Source organism: Pseudomonas sp. MWU16-30317, assembly GCF_020515695.1.
Classification (GTDB): Bacteria; Pseudomonadota; Gammaproteobacteria; order Pseudomonadales; family Pseudomonadaceae; genus Aquipseudomonas.
Genome location: NZ_JAIWJA010000004.1, coordinates 126,007 through 140,670, shown reverse-complemented (window position 1 = coordinate 140,670; position 14,664 = coordinate 126,007). Strand labels below are relative to the sequence as shown.

The following is a 14,664-nucleotide window of genomic DNA, read 5'->3' as shown; positions in this document are numbered from 1 at the left end:
TCCCCGCCTCTGGGTGCGCTTGCTCTCACGCACTTTATCCAGGGCATTGCTTATCCATCGGCAATGACAACGGGAAGATGACGCCGCCCGTCCGACGAAACATTGGCGCCCGACGAAACAGCGTTTTTTGACTGTTTGTTGACGTCAAATCTAGTAGTGGCACTGTGACGCGTCAAGGCAGCGGGGATGAGCTGCACGGTGCCGCAAGACTGATTGGCTATTTGGCTACGCTCAGGTCTATGTATTGGCTATATGGGGGGAGGGAGTTGGCGTGCTGCATGGCGTCGCTGCATACTGGCCGCTAATTTAAACGTCGAGGACCCGCTTCGTGATCAAAGTCAGCGTGCTGTACCCCTACCAGGCCGATGCCCGTTTCGACCACGACTATTACCGAGACAGCCACTTGCCGCTGGTCAAGCAGTACATGGGCGCCAGCCTGTTGCGCTACAGCATCGAGAAGGGCCTGGGCAACGGTATTGCCGGCGAGCCACCGATCTACATCGCGGCCTGCCATCTGTATTGCGATTCGGTGGAATCGTTCCAGGCGGGCATGGGGCCACACTCCGATATCGTCAATGGCGATATCAAGAACTATACCGACCTGGTGCCGTTGATTCAGATGAGTGAGGTGGTGGTGGCGTAGGGGCTCGTCAGGGCCGGTGCACTCCGGCTGGCTGGGTCGTCAGCCAGGAGGGCGCCTTGGTCAGCGCCCGAGCGCTTTCACCAGGCCCTTGATCGACGGATTGAGGTCGCGGTCGTTTAGCTCTTTCCAGGTCAGCCATTTGCAGTTGGCGATTTCGTTCTGCGCCGAGGCCTTGGTGGATTTCGGCACGTCGATGGCGAAGACGTGATGCAACACCTTGTTGCCTTCGTAGAGGGCGATGAAGTCAAGGTTGGGCGCCAGTACGCCGGTTTCTTCGGCGAGTTCGCGCAATGCGGCTTCGAAGGGGGTTTCGCCGTCTTCGACCTTGCCGCCGGGCAGGTTCCACTTGGCCTTGGGCTTGCGCACAAAGAGGATTTCCTGATCGCGCTTGCAGAGAATAGTGGCGCGTTGCTTCATGGGTGCACCTGCTGTCATAAAACCTTCATCAATCTGTCATATGCAAGGCGCAAGCCAAACTTGCCATCGCCCACGTCATAACCCTAGATCGGCCGGTCAGGCGCTTTCCGTAGGGCAAAAGGCGCTCATTTCAGCGTGACGGTCGGCGATATTCAGGTGGTTGAGAGGGGTTGGCGGCGATTCGTTCAATGTAATCGCGCTCGATGACCGGTGGCCGACGAGGCGCTGCACCGGTTGTGGTCGTTCTGCACCCTGTTGATGCGCCATCAACAAGACGATGGGGGCCGCTGATCAGCCGCGTGCAGGCCTGAGCCGCAATTCAACCAGGCAGCCGGGTTGCGCGTCGCCGATGCGCAGGCTCATGTCATGCAGGCGCGCCACCGCCGCGACCATGCTCAAGCCCAGGCCATTGCCAGGGGTGTGGCGGCTGGCTTCGGCGCGGTACAGGCGGCGCAGCACGGCCTCGCGCTCGGCCTCGGCAATGCCCGGGCCGTTATCGCTGACGTGCAGGCTGACGCCCTCGGGGCCGTCGCTGATGCTCAAGTGCACTGCGCCCTGGTCCGGGGAGAACTTGATGGCGTTGTCCAGCAGGTTGCAGGTCGCATCGAACAACAGCTGGGCGTCGCCGGAGATCATCGGCGTGTTGGGCGAGGGTGCATAGGTGAGGCTGATGCCGCGCTCTTCGGCCAGGGGCTCGAACAACTCGGCGGCGTCCGCAGCGACAAGATTAAGGTCCACCGGTGCGAAGTGGCTGCGGCGGGCGCTGTCCTCTATCTCGGATATGCGCAGCAGTGCGCGGAAGGTCGACAGCAGCGCGCCGGCCTCGCTCAGCGCCGCATCGATGGTGCGCGCATAGTCGTCGGCCGTCACCCCGCGGCGCTGGGCGCGCTCGAGGCCGGCCATCAGCCGGGTCAAGGGCGTGCGCAGATCGTGGGCGATGTCGTCGCACACGCCTTTGACTTCGCTCATGAGGCGTTCGAGCTCGTCGAGCATGCCGTTGACCACCATGGCGATACGGTCGACGTCATCGTTGTTGCCGCGGGTGGGCAGCCGGCGTGACAGGTCGCCTTTGACGATTTCGCTGATCGAGTGGCTGAGTGAATCGAGGCGGCGACGGGCGAAATAGCCCAAGGCGATCGACCCCACCAGGCCGACCAGCAGCAACAGCACACCGCCGGAAATCATCGCGCGCACCAGCAGCTCGTTGAATTCATGAATGTCGTGGGCATCCTGGGCGACCATGAGGATGTTGCCGTCGTCCAGACGGTGCAGCATGAAGCGCAGCGGGCGGTGGCGGTCGTCGGCCTTGTGCCAGTTGTAGTCGGAGGGGCGATCGAAGACCTTGGTGTCGGGCAGCTGTTTGACGGCCCCCGCCAAGTGGTTGCCTTCGGCATCGAACAGCGAGTGCGGGGTGCGTTGATCGGCGTCCTGGCGGTTGTGCACGAGGATTTCCTGCAGGCGGTCGACGCTGCTCAGGCGGCTGCGGTTGTCGGCCTGGCGATGCAGCGCGGCGTCGGCTTCGGCGCGCAGGTACACGGTGGTCTGCCAGTAGATGTAGCCGAACAGCGCCAGAAAGGAGAACAGGAACAGGCCCAGGAACATCAACCCAGTGCGGAAACTGATGGTGCGCGGGATATCACTCAGGCGCACGGAGTACATAGCCGGCTCCCCTGACCGTGTGCAACATGGGCGGCTCTTGCTCGGCATCGATCTTGCGGCGCAGGCGGCCGATGTGCACCTCGATGACGTTGGTGCGTTCGTCGTAGCTGTAATTCCACACCGCTTCGAACAGCATGGTGCGGGTCACCACCTGGTCCGGGTTGCGCATCAGGTGCTCGAGCAGGGCGTACTCGCGCGGGACCAATTCGATGACTCGCTCGCCGCGGCGCACGCTGCGCTTGAGCAGGTCGACCTCCAACGGGCCGACTTTCAGGCGGCTTTCACTGTGCGTTGCCAGCGGGCCGATGCGGCGGCGGTTGAGGGCGTCCAACCGCGCGGTGAGCTCGATGAACTCGAACGGCTTGGTCAGGTAGTCGTCGCCGCCGGCACGCAGACCGCGCACGCGTTCGTCCAGCGCGCTGAGGGCACTGAGGATCAGCACCGGGGTGGCCACCCCGGCAGCGCGCAGGGCGGTGAGCACGGCCAGGCCATCGAGGGCGCCGTGGAGCATGCGATCAAGGACGATGAGGTCGAAACTTTCACTCAGAGCCCTGACCAGCGCGTCGCGGCCGTTGTCGACCTGGCTGACGCTGAAACCGTGATCCTGCAGGGCGGCCTCGATTTCGCGGGCGGTGGTGAAGTCATCTTCGACGACCAGAACGTGGGTCATGGCGGTGCACCCCTCCTTGACGATGCGCTTTAACAATGAAGTTGCATGGCATAGTGTGCCACGGGGTGGGGGTGGCAGATGTCGTCGTCGCCTAAACAAAAGTTTAGCCACGCGGTGGCGGAGGTGCGGGTTGCGCGTGCTGGTGATAGAAGACGATGGTCCGACAGCCCATTACCTGTTGCGCGGGTTGACTGAAGGTGGCCATGTGGTGGATGTCGCCGTGGATGGCCACGGCGGGCTGGCCATGGCGCTGGAGGCGATCCACGACGTGCTGGTGGTGGATCGGCGCTTGCCGGGGCTCGACGGTCTGCAGGTGATCGCGCGGTTGCGTGAGCAGGGGGTGGCGACGCCGGTGTTGATGCTCAGTGCCCAAGGCTCGACCCAGGACCGCGTCGAGGGCTTGCGGGCCGGCTGTGACGATTACCTGGCCAAGCCGTATGCCTTCGCCGAGGTACTGGCACGCCTGGATGCGTTGTGTCGGGGGCGCCAGCAACAGGGCCAGTCGCTGGATCAGCCTCGGCGCCTGACGGTGGGCGAGTTGAGCCTGGATTGCGCCACGCGGGTGGCCACGCGTCAGGGCCGAGTCATAACCTTGCAGCATCGCGAGACCCTGCTGTTGGAGAAACTCATGCGCCACAGCGGCCAGGTGGTGACGCGCGATATGCTGCTCGACAGCGCGTGGAACTATGCCTTCGACCCGAATGACAACGTCATCGACAAGCACATCCACCGTTTGCGGCGCAAACTTGACGAAGGCTTTGAGTATTCGTTGATCCGCACCATAGCGGGCGCGGGTTACTGCTTCGACGGCGGAAAATCAACAACCCCGTAGCGAGGCGCGAGACTTTCTGTACGTGTCGCAAGACTTGCACGCTACAACTGGTTATCTTCTGCAACGCTTTGCCTCTGGTCTGTCATAAGGAACACCGAATCACCATGGATTTCAAACAAAGCCTGGCGCAGCGCATTGTCATTGTCTTCGCGCTGATGAGCACCGTGGTGGCGGGTATTTTCGCTATCGGGATCGTGGCCGCCGTGCACGTGGTCGAGCGCCGCCTGACCGATGCCAGCATGGGCGGCAACCTCAATCGCCTGCTCAAGGTCGACAACGCGCAGGACTGGGTGCATCGCCCGGAGAAGGACGAGCTGTTCTTCGCCGACAACGGTCCGCGGGACCTGGCCCTGACCGACGAATTGCGCGCGCTGCCGATCGGTTTTCAGGACGCGGTGTTCAATCAGGACCCGTATTTCGCCATGGTCGGCGAGGTCGACGGGCGCAAATACGTGCTGTTGCGCGATCGCCAGAGCGTCGAGCATCGCGAGCAGTTGCTGATTGCCGTGGTGGTCGGCGGTTTTGCCCTGAGCGTGGTGCTGGCGATGGTCCTCGGCCGTTTGCTCGCCCGGCGAGTCATGGCACCGGTGATCCTGCTGGCGCGGCAGATCCGTCAGCGCGACGAAACCATTGCGTTGGCGTCGCCGCTGTCGACCGACTACGCCGCCGATGAAGTGGGCGAGCTGGCGGTGGCCTTCGATCAGACGCTGGGCAAACTACGCGCCGCGCTGGGCCGCGAGCAGCAGTTCACCGCCGACGTCAGCCACGAATTGCGCACCCCGCTGCAAGGCCTGCAGCACGCCTGCACCTCGTTGCTCGATAACCCTGACATCGATCCTCGTGCCCAGCGCCAGGTGGTACGTATCGCCCGCGCCAGTGCCGAAATGCACCAGTTGATCGAAACCTTTTTGCTATTGGCCCGCGCCAGCGACCCTGCCGCCGGCTCCGGCCAGCAAGCGACCCTGCATCAGGTGGCCGACGATCTGGTGGAAATCTGGGGACGGCAGATCAACGAAAAGGGCCTGGAGTTTTCCTACGAGTGCGAAGTCGACAGCCCCACGCTGTTCAACCACACCTGTCTGTATTCGGTGATGGGCAACCTGTTGCGCAACGCCTGGCATTACACTGACCAGGGCTTCGTGCGCCTGACGCTGCAACCCCATGGCTTTATGGTCGAGGACAGCGGCATCGGCATCCCCGAGGAAAAACGCAATGCCATGTTCCAGCCTTTCGTGCGCGGCGACGAGCGGCGCGGCGAGGGCCTGGGCCTGGGCTTGTCCCTGGTGCAGCGGATCTGTAACAGCCAGGGTTGGCATGTGACGCTCACCAGCCGTGAGCCCCATGGCTGTCGCTTTAGCGTGGAATGGGGCGCCGTTCATCTGCCGGCATTGGCAAAAGGCTGATCCGACCGCCCAAGCCCCAGAAAACATGACAGTTTTTTCACAAATGGTTGGCCATGCTGCGCCAACTTACGCGGTAATCTATCGCTCATGCATAACCGGAGAGCGCCATGAGCGGCCCGATCACACCTCGTCAAAACGATCAGGAACATGCCTCGCGCGATTTTATGAAAGATCAGGCAACGCTCTCACGCAGACTGTCGCAGCACCGCGACGAACAACTGGCCCGCAAAGCGCTGTCGCGAGCGGGCGATCCGGGGCTGATCCTCGATCTGCCCTGCGGTAATGGCCGTTTCTGGCCCATGCTCGGCGAAAAACCCAACCGCGTGATCATCGCTGCCGGCAGCTCGGCGGCCAGCATCGAGGCCGCCAGCGCCCTGCAGCCCGCCGAACTGGCAGCGCGCATTCGGCCATTGCAGACCTCGGCGTTTGCCATCGACCTGCCGGACAACGCCGTCGACAGCATCTTCAGCATGCGCATGCTGCATCGCGTTGGCGATGCCGCACAACGCCTGAAAATGCTCAAGGAATTCCACCGTGTAACCCGCGAAACGCTCATCGTGTCGCTGTGGATCGATGGCAACTTCAAGTCTTGGAAACGCAAGCGTCTGGAGCAGCGCCGACACTTGCTGGGCCCGCAGCGTGACGAGCATCACCGTTTCGTGATCCCCCGTGCCACGGTCGAAGACGAGTTCCGCCAGGCCGGTTTTCGCGTGCAGGAGCGTCTGGATGCCTTCCCGCTTTACGCCTTGTGGCGCGTCTACGTCCTGTGCAAAGCCTGAAAATCAAGTTTTTCCATCGCCAAATAGACAATCGGTTGTATCAAAAGTGAATCTTGTCGCTCTTAGTCGCTCACATCTTGCACAGGCTGTTGAAAATGCTCGATGGCGCCACTGACTACGGGTAACTGAACGTGAATGCAATCTTGAAGGAACGCTCCCCCGAACACCGGGGATTGGTATTGGTCGTTGAAGACGAGCCGATCATTCGGGACTTCGTGTGCGAGATGCTGGAGTTGGAGAAGTTTTCTACCTTTGCGGTGGAAAATGCAGACTTGGCGCTCGAGGAACTGAATAGACGTTCTGCAGAGTTCGACTTGCTGCTGACCGACATTCGCATGCCGGGCAGCATCGACGGTGCCGGGCTCGCCAATGTCAGCCACGACAAATGGCCCGAGTTGCCGATCCTGGTAATGTCCGGCCATGAAACGCCGGAAAGCTCCGGGGTCGTGCATCCGGTGACTTTCCTGCGCAAACCCTGGACCATCGGGCAAATGCTCGACGGAGTCGACAAGGCGCTTGGCATTCAGCATCCCAGTTGATCAGGGCGCGGTCACCACGTCCCGCACCGCTGCGGTATAGGCCTGGTGCGTCGCATCACTGACATCGCGTAGCAAATGCATCTTCAAAAGTTCTGCCGGTGTTGTGGTCAAGTTGGGAAACTTGGCCAGCAACGCCGGATCGACACCGTCCATCGCGACCCTGTTGGGGATCTTGTAGTCGACATTCTCGACCACCCAGACGTGATTTTTCGGCGTCAGGATGAAGTTGACGAAGGCCTGGGCCTTATCGATATTCTTCGAGTTCTTCAAGATCACCATGGTGTCGACCCACAGGTCGGAACCCTCTTTGGGCACTACGAACTTGACGTCGGGATTTTCCGCCGTGCCGTAGTTGCACCAGCCATCGAACGCATGGGCCATGTAGGTTTCGCCGGACACCAGTTTGGCGTGAAAGGTGGTGTCATCGAAGCCCAGAATGCGCGTGCGCGCTTTCAGCAATTGATCGCGCACCGCTTTGATATGCGCCGGATTGCTGTCGTTCACATCCCACCCGTTAGCCAGAAAACCCGCCGCCATCAGCCAGCGCTCGGTACTCAGCAAGGTCACCTTGCCCTTGAGTGCGTCGCTGGGATTGAGCAGTTGTTTCCAGCTGTCGGGCGCGGGTGACACTTTGTCAGCGCGGTAGCAGATGCCGGTGGTGCCCCAGGCGTAGGGCACAGAGAAGTGATTGCCAGGGTCATACTCGAGGCGTGTGGCCTCGGGGTAGAGATTCTTGAGGTTGGGTACCTTGGTGGGATCGATCTCAGCCAGCAGGCCTTTTTTGTGCAGGATCTCCGCGGCGGGCGAGGAAACGAAGAGTACGTCGAAGCCTTCACCGCCGTTAGCCAGTACCTTGGCGAGGATTTCCTCGTTGGTGGCATGGATATCGGTAATGACCTTGGCACCGGTGAGTTTTTCGAAGTTGTCGGTGGTCTCCGGGGCCATGTAACCATCCCAGTTGGAAACTACCAGGTCGGCGGCGTGAGCGAGGGGGGCGCTCATCAGCATTGCAAGAGAAAGACGGGCAAAGCGACTGCTGGCTTTTTTCATGTCTACGGCTTCCCTGTACGACAAATGGTCTTATTGGCTCTACTTTCCCGGCGGCGGCGAAAGCCTCAAGCGGTACCGATCCTATCGGCCCCGGAAGTTGCTTCTGTAGGGGCACCCAAGGTGCACCGACGAAGAGAACTGCTGTTGCGTTGCAGCATAGACGCTACGGGCTGATCGCGCCGCTGCGCGAGGATGGATTGCGCCTGTGCCAGTACAGCGAAGTGTGATGTAACAATTTGTTTCGACTGTATGGGTTTCTGGCGCCTCGGAATGGCTACCGTGAGTGCATAACCAGAAACCTGAGCATGGATGTGTAGCGATGTCGTTTACCGTGGATCTGCTGGCTGCCTTTACTCTTTTCGCGTTCGTTTCTTCGATCACGCCGGGCCCGAACAACACCCTGCTGCTGGCATCGGGGGTCAACTTTGGTTTTCGCCGCAGCATCCCCCACGCCCTCGGGGTGAGCATCGGTTTCATGGTGATGGTACTCGCGGTGGGGCTGGGTCTGGGGGCAGTCTTCAAGGCGGTGCCCGTGGCGTACACAGTATTGCGCTACGCCGGGGCCGCGTACCTGTTGTATCTGGCCTATCGGATCGCCACGTCGGGGCCCATTAGCACGGACGGTAGCACCGGCGAGCGCCAGCCCATGAGTTTTTTGGCGGCTGCGGCCTTCCAGTGGGTCAATCCCAAGGCCTGGGTCATGGCGATCGGCGCCATTACCACCTACACGCCGGCCGATGGTTACATCGCTAATGTGTTTGTAGTGGCGCTGGTGTTCGCGGTCGTCAACCTGCCCAGCGTGTGCGTCTGGGTGGGCTGCGGCACCGCTTTGCGCCGAGTGTTGCAGGAGCGCCGCTGGCTGATGCTGTTCAATGGCCTGATGGCGGCGCTGCTGGTGGCGTCGTTGTATCCGCTGTTGAAGTAGGCCGGGGCGTGGTTCTACACCATCGATAGGCGCTGCTTGCGCTTGGGCGCCGCGAACGCCGCGTCGATCAAGGCGAAGTCTTCGGCGTCCAGATGCAGATCCGCTGCAGCGGCGTTTTCGGTGATATGGGCGCTGCTGCTGGCCTTGGGGATCGCGATCATCCCAGGATGGCGTAACACCCAGGCCAGGCACGCCTGGGCCGGGGTGATGCGGTGGCGCTCGGCGACCTGGCGTAGGGCCGGATGCTGCAACACGCCGCCGCCCTGCGCGATCGGGCAGTAGGCCATTATCGGCAGTTGCGCCTTTTGCGCCCAAGGCAGCAGGTCGAACTCGATGCCGCGGGCTTGCGGGTTGTAAAGCACCTGATTGGTGGCGCAGCGGGTGTCGGCCAGTTCCTCCATATCGGCAACGTCGAAGTTCGACACCCCCCAACGGCCGATCTTGCCGTCGGCCACCAGTGATTCGAAGCCTGCGACCGTTTCTTCCAGCGGTTCACTGCCGGGCCAATGCAGCAGATACAGTTCGATGTGCTCGGTGCCCAGGCGCTTGAGGCTGCGCTCGCAAGCGTCGCGCACGCCTCGGCGGCTGCCGTTGTGGGGGTACACCTTGCTGACCAGAAAGACCTTGTCGCGCTGGCCGCGAATGGCCTGGCCGACCACTTCTTCGGCGCCGCCTTCGCCGTACATTTCAGCGGTGTCGATCAGGCTCAGACCGTGCTCCAGGCCTTGTTGCAGTGCACGGACTTCCTGGGCGCGCTGGCTGGGGTCTTCTCCCATGCGCCAGGTGCCCTGGCCGATGACGGGGACGGATTGGCCGGCGAGTTGCAGGGTTCTCATCAGTGTTCTCCTGCCGTTTGGCAAATGAGTGGCGAATTGAATGTTCCTGTATTGGGCAGCCGCAGCGTGGGCGGGTTCAGCCCGATGCGCAAGCGATCAGCACCTCTTGCAGCGCTTGGGCGGCGGCGGACAGTTTGTGATCGGCCAGGTGCATCAGGCCAATGCGGCGTTCGATGCGCGGGGCTTCAAGGGGTACGCAGCGGGCGCCGAGTTCCTGCATCTGCTCGATGCACAGCGAGGGCACGGCGCTGACCCCCAGGCCACAGGCGACCATGCGCCCGACCGTGCTCAGTTGATGGCTTTCAAAGGCGACCGCCAGCTTGCCATGTTGCTCGTGCAGGTCGGCCTCCAGCAGCAAGCGTACCGCCGATGGCCGCTGCAGGGTGATGAAATCGTGCGCGAGCAGTTCTGCCCAGGTCACCTGTGGCCGCTCGCTCAGCGCCGAATCCGCTGGTACTACCGCGACGAAGCGGTCGGTATAGAAGGGTATGAACACCAGCGACTGGGTGGATTCAGGTTCGAAACCGATGCCCAGTTCGACCCGGCGGTGACGGACCATTTCCAGCACCTGTTCATTGATCACGTCGTGCACGGCGACATTGACCTTGGGGTGACGGTCGCGAAATCGCTTGAGTGCCTCGGGCAGGCGGTTACCGGCAAAGGAGGGCATGGCCGCGATCGACACCTTGCCCAGCTGCAAGGTGAAATGCTGGCGCAGCAGTTCCTCGGTGTTGTCCCAGTCGGCCAGCAGTTGCCGCGCCAAGGGCAGCAGGGTTTCTCCCTCGGGTGTGAGGGCGACGCTACGGGTAGTGCGGGTCAGCAGCGCGCCGCCGAGATCATCCTCCAGGCTCTTGATCGCCAGGCTCAGGGCCGGCTGCGACAAATGCAGGCGTTCGCCGGCTTGCACGAAGCTGAGGTGCTGGGCCACGGCCAGAAAGGCGCGCAATTGCTTGAGGTTCACGGGTGGCCTCGATGAATTATTGATAAGGTATTTAAATGAATCTATCAGAAAAACAAAATTATCAAATGACTGCGCGCAGGGGAATATAGCCCTACGCTCTATGACGCGGGTCCCCGACGACCTGCGGCCGACTCTATAACGACAAAAAGGCGGATTTAGCATGGCGGGACTCGACAAACGTGTCGCAACCCTCGAACAAGCCCTGGAAGGCCTGACCGACAACATGACGGTGCTGTCCGGCGGCTTCGGCCTGTGCGGCATCCCGGAAAACCTCATCGCCGAGATCAAGCGCAAGGGCGTGCGCGGCCTGACCGTGGTCTCCAACAACTGCGGCGTCGACGGCTTCGGCCTTGGCGTGTTGCTGGAAGACCGGCAGATCCGCAAGATGATTGCCTCCTATGTAGGCGAGAACGCGCTGTTCGAGCGCCAGCTGCTCGACGGCGAGCTGGAAGTCGAGCTGACCCCCCAAGGCAGCCTTGCGGAAAAGATGCGCGCCGGCGGTGCCGGTATCCCGGCCTTCTTCACCGCCACCGGCTACGGCACACCGGTGGCCGACGGCAAGGAAGTACGCGAGTTCAACGGTCGCCACTACATTCTCGAAGAAGCCATCATCGGCGACTTTGCCATCGTCAAGGGCTGGAAGGCCGACCATTTCGGCAACGTGGTGTACCGCCACACGGCGCAGAACTTCAATCCGCTGGCGGCCAGCGCGGGTCGGATCACCGTGGTTGAAGTCGAAGAGATCGTCGAGCCCGGCGAACTCGAGCCCAGTCAGATCCATACGCCAGGCATCTTCGTCGATCGGGTGATCCTCGGCACCTTCGAGAAGCGCATCGAAAAACGTACTCTCAAGGCCTGATCGCCGCCTACGACAACAAGAGGTTTCATCATGGCATTGTCCCGCGAACAGATGGCTCAGCGTGTGGCGCGCGAGCTCAAGGACGGTTATTACGTGAACCTGGGCATCGGTATTCCGACCCTGGTGGCCAATTATGTGCCCGAGGGCATCGACGTCATGCTGCAGTCGGAGAACGGCCTGCTGGGCATGGGCGAGTTCCCGACCGAGCAGACCATTGACGCCGACATGATCAACGCCGGCAAGCAGACGGTCACCGCGCGCAAAGGTGCATCGATCTTCGATTCGGCGCAGTCATTCGCGATGATCAGGGGCGGCCATGTCGACCTCACCGTGCTCGGCGCCTTCGAGGTAGACGTGCAGGGCAATATCGCGTCCTGGATGATACCCGGCAAGCTGATCAAGGGCATGGGCGGCGCCATGGATCTGGTGGCCGGTGCCGATAACATCATCGTCACCATGACCCATGCCTCCAAGGATGGCGAGTCCAAGTTGCTCAGCCGATGCAGCCTGCCGCTGACGGGTGCCGGGTGCATTCGCAAGGTGCTGACCGACCTGGCCTATCTGGAGATCGAAGACGGTGCGTTCATTCTGCGCGAGCGGGCGCCGGGGGTCAGTGTCGAGGAGATAGTCGCCAAGACTGCCGGCAAGCTGATCGTGCCGGAGCATGTGCCGGAAATGACGTTTTAGCGGGACGCTGTCTGGCTTTACTCGCTGTACCCATAATAATTCCAACGAAGGTATGACCCGATGGCCGCTTCATTGCAGGAAAGCCGTTACGCCCTGTTCGCCCTGCGTTGTTCCAACTGGGCGGAACGCTGGTTTCCCGATTCCTATATCTTCGCCGCCGTCGCGGTGCTGGTGGTAGCCATCAGCGCCCTGGCCATCGGTGGCACGCCGACCGCCACGGCCACGGCCTTTGGTGACGGCTACTGGAGCCTGATCATCTTCACCCTGCAGATGGCCTTTGTGGTAATTGGCGGTTATGTGGTGGCCAGCTCACCACCCGCCGCGCGGTTGATCGACAAGCTCGCGCGTCTGCCGCGCAACGGCCGCTCGGCAGTGGCGTGGGTGGCGGTGATTTCGATGGTCGCCTCCTTGCTCAACTGGGGCCTGTCGCTGGTGTTCGGCGGCTTGCTGGTGCGGGCGCTGGCTCGCCGCACCGATTTGAAAATGGACTATCGCGCCGCCGGTGCAGCAGCCTATCTGGGGTTGGGCGCAGTCTGGGCGCTGGGGCTGTCGTCTTCGGCCGCGCAGCTGCAGGCCAACCCGGCGAGCTTGCCGCCGTCGATCCTGTCGATCACCGGCGTCATCCCGTTCACCCAGACCATCTTCCTCTGGCAATCGGCGGCCATGCTGCTGGTGCTGGTGGTGGTTTCGCTGGTGGTCGCCTATGCCACCGCACCTGGGCCGCAGAGTGCCCGTGACGCCAAGGCCTGCGGTATCGATCCTGGTGTGAGTGTGGCCTCGATCACGCCGCGCACACGCCCTGGCGAATGGCTGGAATACAGCCCGCTGCTGACCCTGTTGCTGGTGCTAATGGCGGCGGGATGGCTCTACCACGAGTTCTCGAGCAAACCGGCAATCACCGCGATCTCGGGCCTCAACACCTACAACTTTCTATTCATCATGCTGGGGGCGTTGTTGCATTGGCGGCCGCGCAGCTTCCTCGATGCGGTAGCGCGTGCGGTGCCGACCACCACCGGGGTGTTGATCCAGTTTCCGTTGTACGGCTCGATCGCGGCGATCATGACCACGGTCAAGGGCGGCGACGGGCAGACCTTGGCGCATCACATTTCGAGCTTTTTCGTACAGATCGCCTCCCACGATACTTACGCCTTGCTGATGGGCATCTACTCGGCGGTGCTGGGCTTTTTCATCCCGTCCGGTGGCGGTAAATGGATCATCGAGGCGCCCTATGTGATGCAAGTGGCCAAGGATCTGCAATATCACCTGGGCTGGGCGGTGCAGATCTACAACGCCGCGGAGGCATTGCCCAACCTGATCAACCCGTTCTATATGCTGCCGCTGCTGGGTGTGCTGGGGCTCAAGGCGCGGGACTTGATCGGTTTTTCGTTCGTCCAGCTGCTGGTGCACGCGCCGCTGGTGCTGTTCCTGCTGTGGGCGCTGGGGTCGACGTTGGCCTACGTGCCGCCGGTGTCACCGTGACGGCGATGGGGTAAGCTTTGGGCACTGTGTCCTAGGGATGGAACTGCCATGTCCGTGTTCGTGCCTGCCTCGCTGAAAGCCGAGGCTGTTTCGCGTTTCTGGCGTGACCCGGCGCTGCCGTTTATCGAGGCGCGGGACGTCAGCGACGGCCGCTGGATCAGCCATGCCCTGCATGCCCACGAGAGTTTCTCGATTGGCGCAGTCACAGCCGGGCAGAGCACCTATCTCAATGGCGACCTGCGCTGCGACATCCAGGCGGGCACCGTGGTGTTGATGAACCCCGGCGCCGCTCATGCCTGTAATCCGCTCGATGACCAGCCCTGGGCGTATCACATGCTCTACGTCGATACCCCTTGGCTGGCGGCATTGCAGGGGCGCATGGGCATAGGCGATGGCACGCACTGGGTGCCGCTGGCGCCGTTGCTGTCCAGCGATCGGGCTTTGTTCGATGGGGTGGTGGACCTGTACGCCTGCCTGGTCGACGCCGGCTGCAGCCATGCCGAGAAGGAGCGCATGGCGGTGGAATTCTTTACCGTCATGCTGCGCACGCTCGCCGTGGTGGATGACACGATGCAAGACGGTAGTGTGCGGTTGCAGCGAGTAGTCGACTTGATTCGCGCGCGGTGCACCGAGGCATTGACCCTGGAGCAGATGAGCGAGGTGGCGGGGCTGTCGCCGTCGTACCTGATTCGCGCCTTCAAGCAACGCTACGGCATGACGCCCCATGCCTGGCTCAACGATGCACGCCTGCAGCACGCGCGCCGGCAGTTGCGCGATGGCGTGGCGATTGCCGACGCGGCGCAGGCCGCGGGGTTTGCCGACCAGGCGCACTTGCAGCGGTTGTTCAAGCGCAGCCTGGCGACGACGCCTGGGCATTATCGGCAGGGACGGTGAGGGACGATGTTGGCGGTGAACAGACCTTGAA

General features: G+C 62.0%; 16 protein-coding genes. 10 read left to right on the top strand and 6 right to left on the bottom strand.

Annotated features, from left to right (window positions below; all coding sequences use genetic code 11):
- Positions 1-328: 328 nt before the first annotated feature.
- Positions 329-643 carry an EthD family reductase gene (locus tag LIX93_RS13645; RefSeq protein ID WP_226504584.1) on the top strand — a complete coding sequence of 105 codons (315 nt, stop codon included), beginning with the start codon at positions 329-331 and terminating at the stop codon, positions 641-643.
- Between the two features lie 60 nt (positions 644-703).
- Here the strand turns inward: LIX93_RS13645 and LIX93_RS13640 are convergent, their stop codons facing one another.
- The 3 genes from LIX93_RS13640 to LIX93_RS13630 all read right to left on the bottom strand — a co-directional run bounded on the left by LIX93_RS13640 (position 704) and on the right by LIX93_RS13630 (position 3,389).
- Positions 704-1,060 carry an NUDIX domain-containing protein gene (locus tag LIX93_RS13640; RefSeq protein WP_226504583.1) on the bottom strand — a complete coding sequence of 119 codons (357 nt, stop codon included), beginning with the start codon at positions 1,058-1,060 and terminating at the stop codon, positions 704-706.
- A 291-nt stretch (positions 1,061-1,351) separates the two neighbouring features.
- Positions 1,352-2,719 (bottom strand): HAMP domain-containing sensor histidine kinase, encoded by a 1,368-nt coding sequence (locus LIX93_RS13635; RefSeq protein WP_226504582.1) that lies wholly within the window; start codon positions 2,717-2,719, stop codon positions 1,352-1,354.
- Positions 2,697-3,389: a response regulator transcription factor gene (locus LIX93_RS13630; protein ID WP_226504581.1), complete on the bottom strand. Its 693-nt coding sequence runs from the start codon at positions 3,387-3,389 to the stop codon at positions 2,697-2,699. Before LIX93_RS13630 ends, LIX93_RS13635 begins: the two co-directional genes overlap by 23 nt.
- A gap of 130 nt (positions 3,390-3,519) precedes the next feature.
- Between LIX93_RS13630 and LIX93_RS13625 the strand changes: the two genes are divergently transcribed.
- From LIX93_RS13625 to LIX93_RS13610, 4 genes are all read left to right on the top strand, one after another.
- Positions 3,520-4,221 (top strand): response regulator transcription factor, encoded by a 702-nt coding sequence (locus LIX93_RS13625; RefSeq protein WP_226504580.1) that lies wholly within the window; start codon positions 3,520-3,522, stop codon positions 4,219-4,221.
- Positions 4,222-4,325: 104 nt separating this feature from the next.
- Entirely contained in the window at positions 4,326-5,624 is a 1,299-nt protein-coding gene (locus tag LIX93_RS13620) for a HAMP domain-containing sensor histidine kinase (RefSeq protein WP_226504579.1), read from the top strand.
- Positions 5,625-5,731: 107 nt separating this feature from the next.
- Positions 5,732-6,403, top strand: a complete 672-nt coding sequence (locus tag LIX93_RS13615) for a class I SAM-dependent methyltransferase (RefSeq protein WP_226504578.1) — start codon at positions 5,732-5,734, stop codon at positions 6,401-6,403.
- Positions 6,404-6,534: 131 nt separating this feature from the next.
- Positions 6,535-6,942: a response regulator gene (locus LIX93_RS13610; protein ID WP_226504577.1), complete on the top strand. Its 408-nt coding sequence runs from the start codon at positions 6,535-6,537 to the stop codon at positions 6,940-6,942.
- Here LIX93_RS13610 and LIX93_RS13605 read toward each other — a convergent pair whose 3' ends face one another.
- Positions 6,943-7,944, bottom strand: a complete 1,002-nt coding sequence (locus tag LIX93_RS13605) for a spermidine/putrescine ABC transporter substrate-binding protein (RefSeq protein ID WP_226504576.1) — start codon at positions 7,942-7,944, stop codon at positions 6,943-6,945. It abuts the gene before it with no gap.
- 367 nt (positions 7,945-8,311) lie between these two features.
- Here LIX93_RS13605 and LIX93_RS13600 point away from each other — a divergent pair, with 367 nt between their 5' ends.
- The gene (locus LIX93_RS13600; protein WP_226504575.1) at positions 8,312-8,917 is read left to right on the top strand and encodes a LysE family translocator; all 606 of its coding nucleotides are present in this window, start codon (positions 8,312-8,314) and stop codon (positions 8,915-8,917) included.
- 14 nt (positions 8,918-8,931) lie between these two features.
- Here LIX93_RS13600 and LIX93_RS13595 read toward each other — a convergent pair whose 3' ends face one another.
- Together LIX93_RS13595 and LIX93_RS13590 are read right to left on the bottom strand one after the other, a co-directional pair.
- Positions 8,932-9,753, bottom strand: coding sequence for an aldo/keto reductase (locus LIX93_RS13595; RefSeq protein ID WP_226504574.1), 822 nt, complete (start codon positions 9,751-9,753; stop codon positions 8,932-8,934).
- Between the two features lie 76 nt (positions 9,754-9,829).
- On the bottom strand, positions 9,830-10,714 hold the full coding sequence (locus tag LIX93_RS13590) for a LysR family transcriptional regulator (protein WP_226504573.1): 885 nt from the start codon (positions 10,712-10,714) through the stop codon (positions 9,830-9,832).
- A gap of 160 nt (positions 10,715-10,874) precedes the next feature.
- Here LIX93_RS13590 and LIX93_RS13585 point away from each other — a divergent pair, with 160 nt between their 5' ends.
- From LIX93_RS13585 to LIX93_RS13570, 4 genes are read left to right on the top strand one after another with little or no spacing between them, the layout of a single operon-like run.
- Positions 10,875-11,573, top strand: coding sequence for a CoA transferase subunit A (locus LIX93_RS13585; RefSeq protein ID WP_226504572.1), 699 nt, complete (start codon positions 10,875-10,877; stop codon positions 11,571-11,573).
- Positions 11,574-11,603: 30 nt separating this feature from the next.
- Positions 11,604-12,260 (top strand): CoA transferase subunit B, encoded by a 657-nt coding sequence (locus LIX93_RS13580; RefSeq protein ID WP_226504571.1) that lies wholly within the window; start codon positions 11,604-11,606, stop codon positions 12,258-12,260.
- A 60-nt stretch (positions 12,261-12,320) separates the two neighbouring features.
- The gene (locus LIX93_RS13575) at positions 12,321-13,739 is read left to right on the top strand and encodes a TIGR00366 family protein (RefSeq protein WP_226504570.1); all 1,419 of its coding nucleotides are present in this window, start codon (positions 12,321-12,323) and stop codon (positions 13,737-13,739) included.
- Positions 13,740-13,787: 48 nt separating this feature from the next.
- Positions 13,788-14,633 carry an AraC family transcriptional regulator gene (locus LIX93_RS13570; protein WP_226504569.1) on the top strand — a complete coding sequence of 282 codons (846 nt, stop codon included), beginning with the start codon at positions 13,788-13,790 and terminating at the stop codon, positions 14,631-14,633.
- Positions 14,634-14,664: the final 31 nt, after the last annotated feature.

Bases quoted from the DNA above. Each gene is read 5' to 3' on its own strand.
- LIX93_RS13595 (WP_226504574.1), bottom strand. From the start codon at position 9,753: ATGAGAACCCTGCAACTCGCCGGCCAATCCGTCCCCGTCATCGGCCAG.
- LIX93_RS13575 (WP_226504570.1), top strand. From the start codon at position 12,321: ATGGCCGCTTCATTGCAGGAAAGCCGTTACGCCCTGTTCGCCCTGCGT.
- LIX93_RS13630 (WP_226504581.1), bottom strand. From the start codon at position 3,389: ATGACCCACGTTCTGGTCGTCGAAGATGACTTCACCACCGCCCGCGAA.
- LIX93_RS13640 (WP_226504583.1), bottom strand. From the start codon at position 1,060: ATGAAGCAACGCGCCACTATTCTCTGCAAGCGCGATCAGGAAATCCTC.
- LIX93_RS13580 (WP_226504571.1), top strand. From the start codon at position 11,604: ATGGCATTGTCCCGCGAACAGATGGCTCAGCGTGTGGCGCGCGAGCTC.
- LIX93_RS13635 (WP_226504582.1), bottom strand. From the start codon at position 2,719: ATGTACTCCGTGCGCCTGAGTGATATCCCGCGCACCATCAGTTTCCGC.
- LIX93_RS13615 (WP_226504578.1), top strand. From the start codon at position 5,732: ATGAGCGGCCCGATCACACCTCGTCAAAACGATCAGGAACATGCCTCG.
- LIX93_RS13605 (WP_226504576.1), bottom strand. From the start codon at position 7,944: ATGAGCGCCCCCCTCGCTCACGCCGCCGACCTGGTAGTTTCCAACTGG.
- LIX93_RS13620 (WP_226504579.1), top strand. From the start codon at position 4,326: ATGGATTTCAAACAAAGCCTGGCGCAGCGCATTGTCATTGTCTTCGCG.
- LIX93_RS13570 (WP_226504569.1), top strand. From the start codon at position 13,788: ATGTCCGTGTTCGTGCCTGCCTCGCTGAAAGCCGAGGCTGTTTCGCGT.
- LIX93_RS13585 (WP_226504572.1), top strand. From the start codon at position 10,875: ATGGCGGGACTCGACAAACGTGTCGCAACCCTCGAACAAGCCCTGGAA.
- LIX93_RS13600 (WP_226504575.1), top strand. From the start codon at position 8,312: ATGTCGTTTACCGTGGATCTGCTGGCTGCCTTTACTCTTTTCGCGTTC.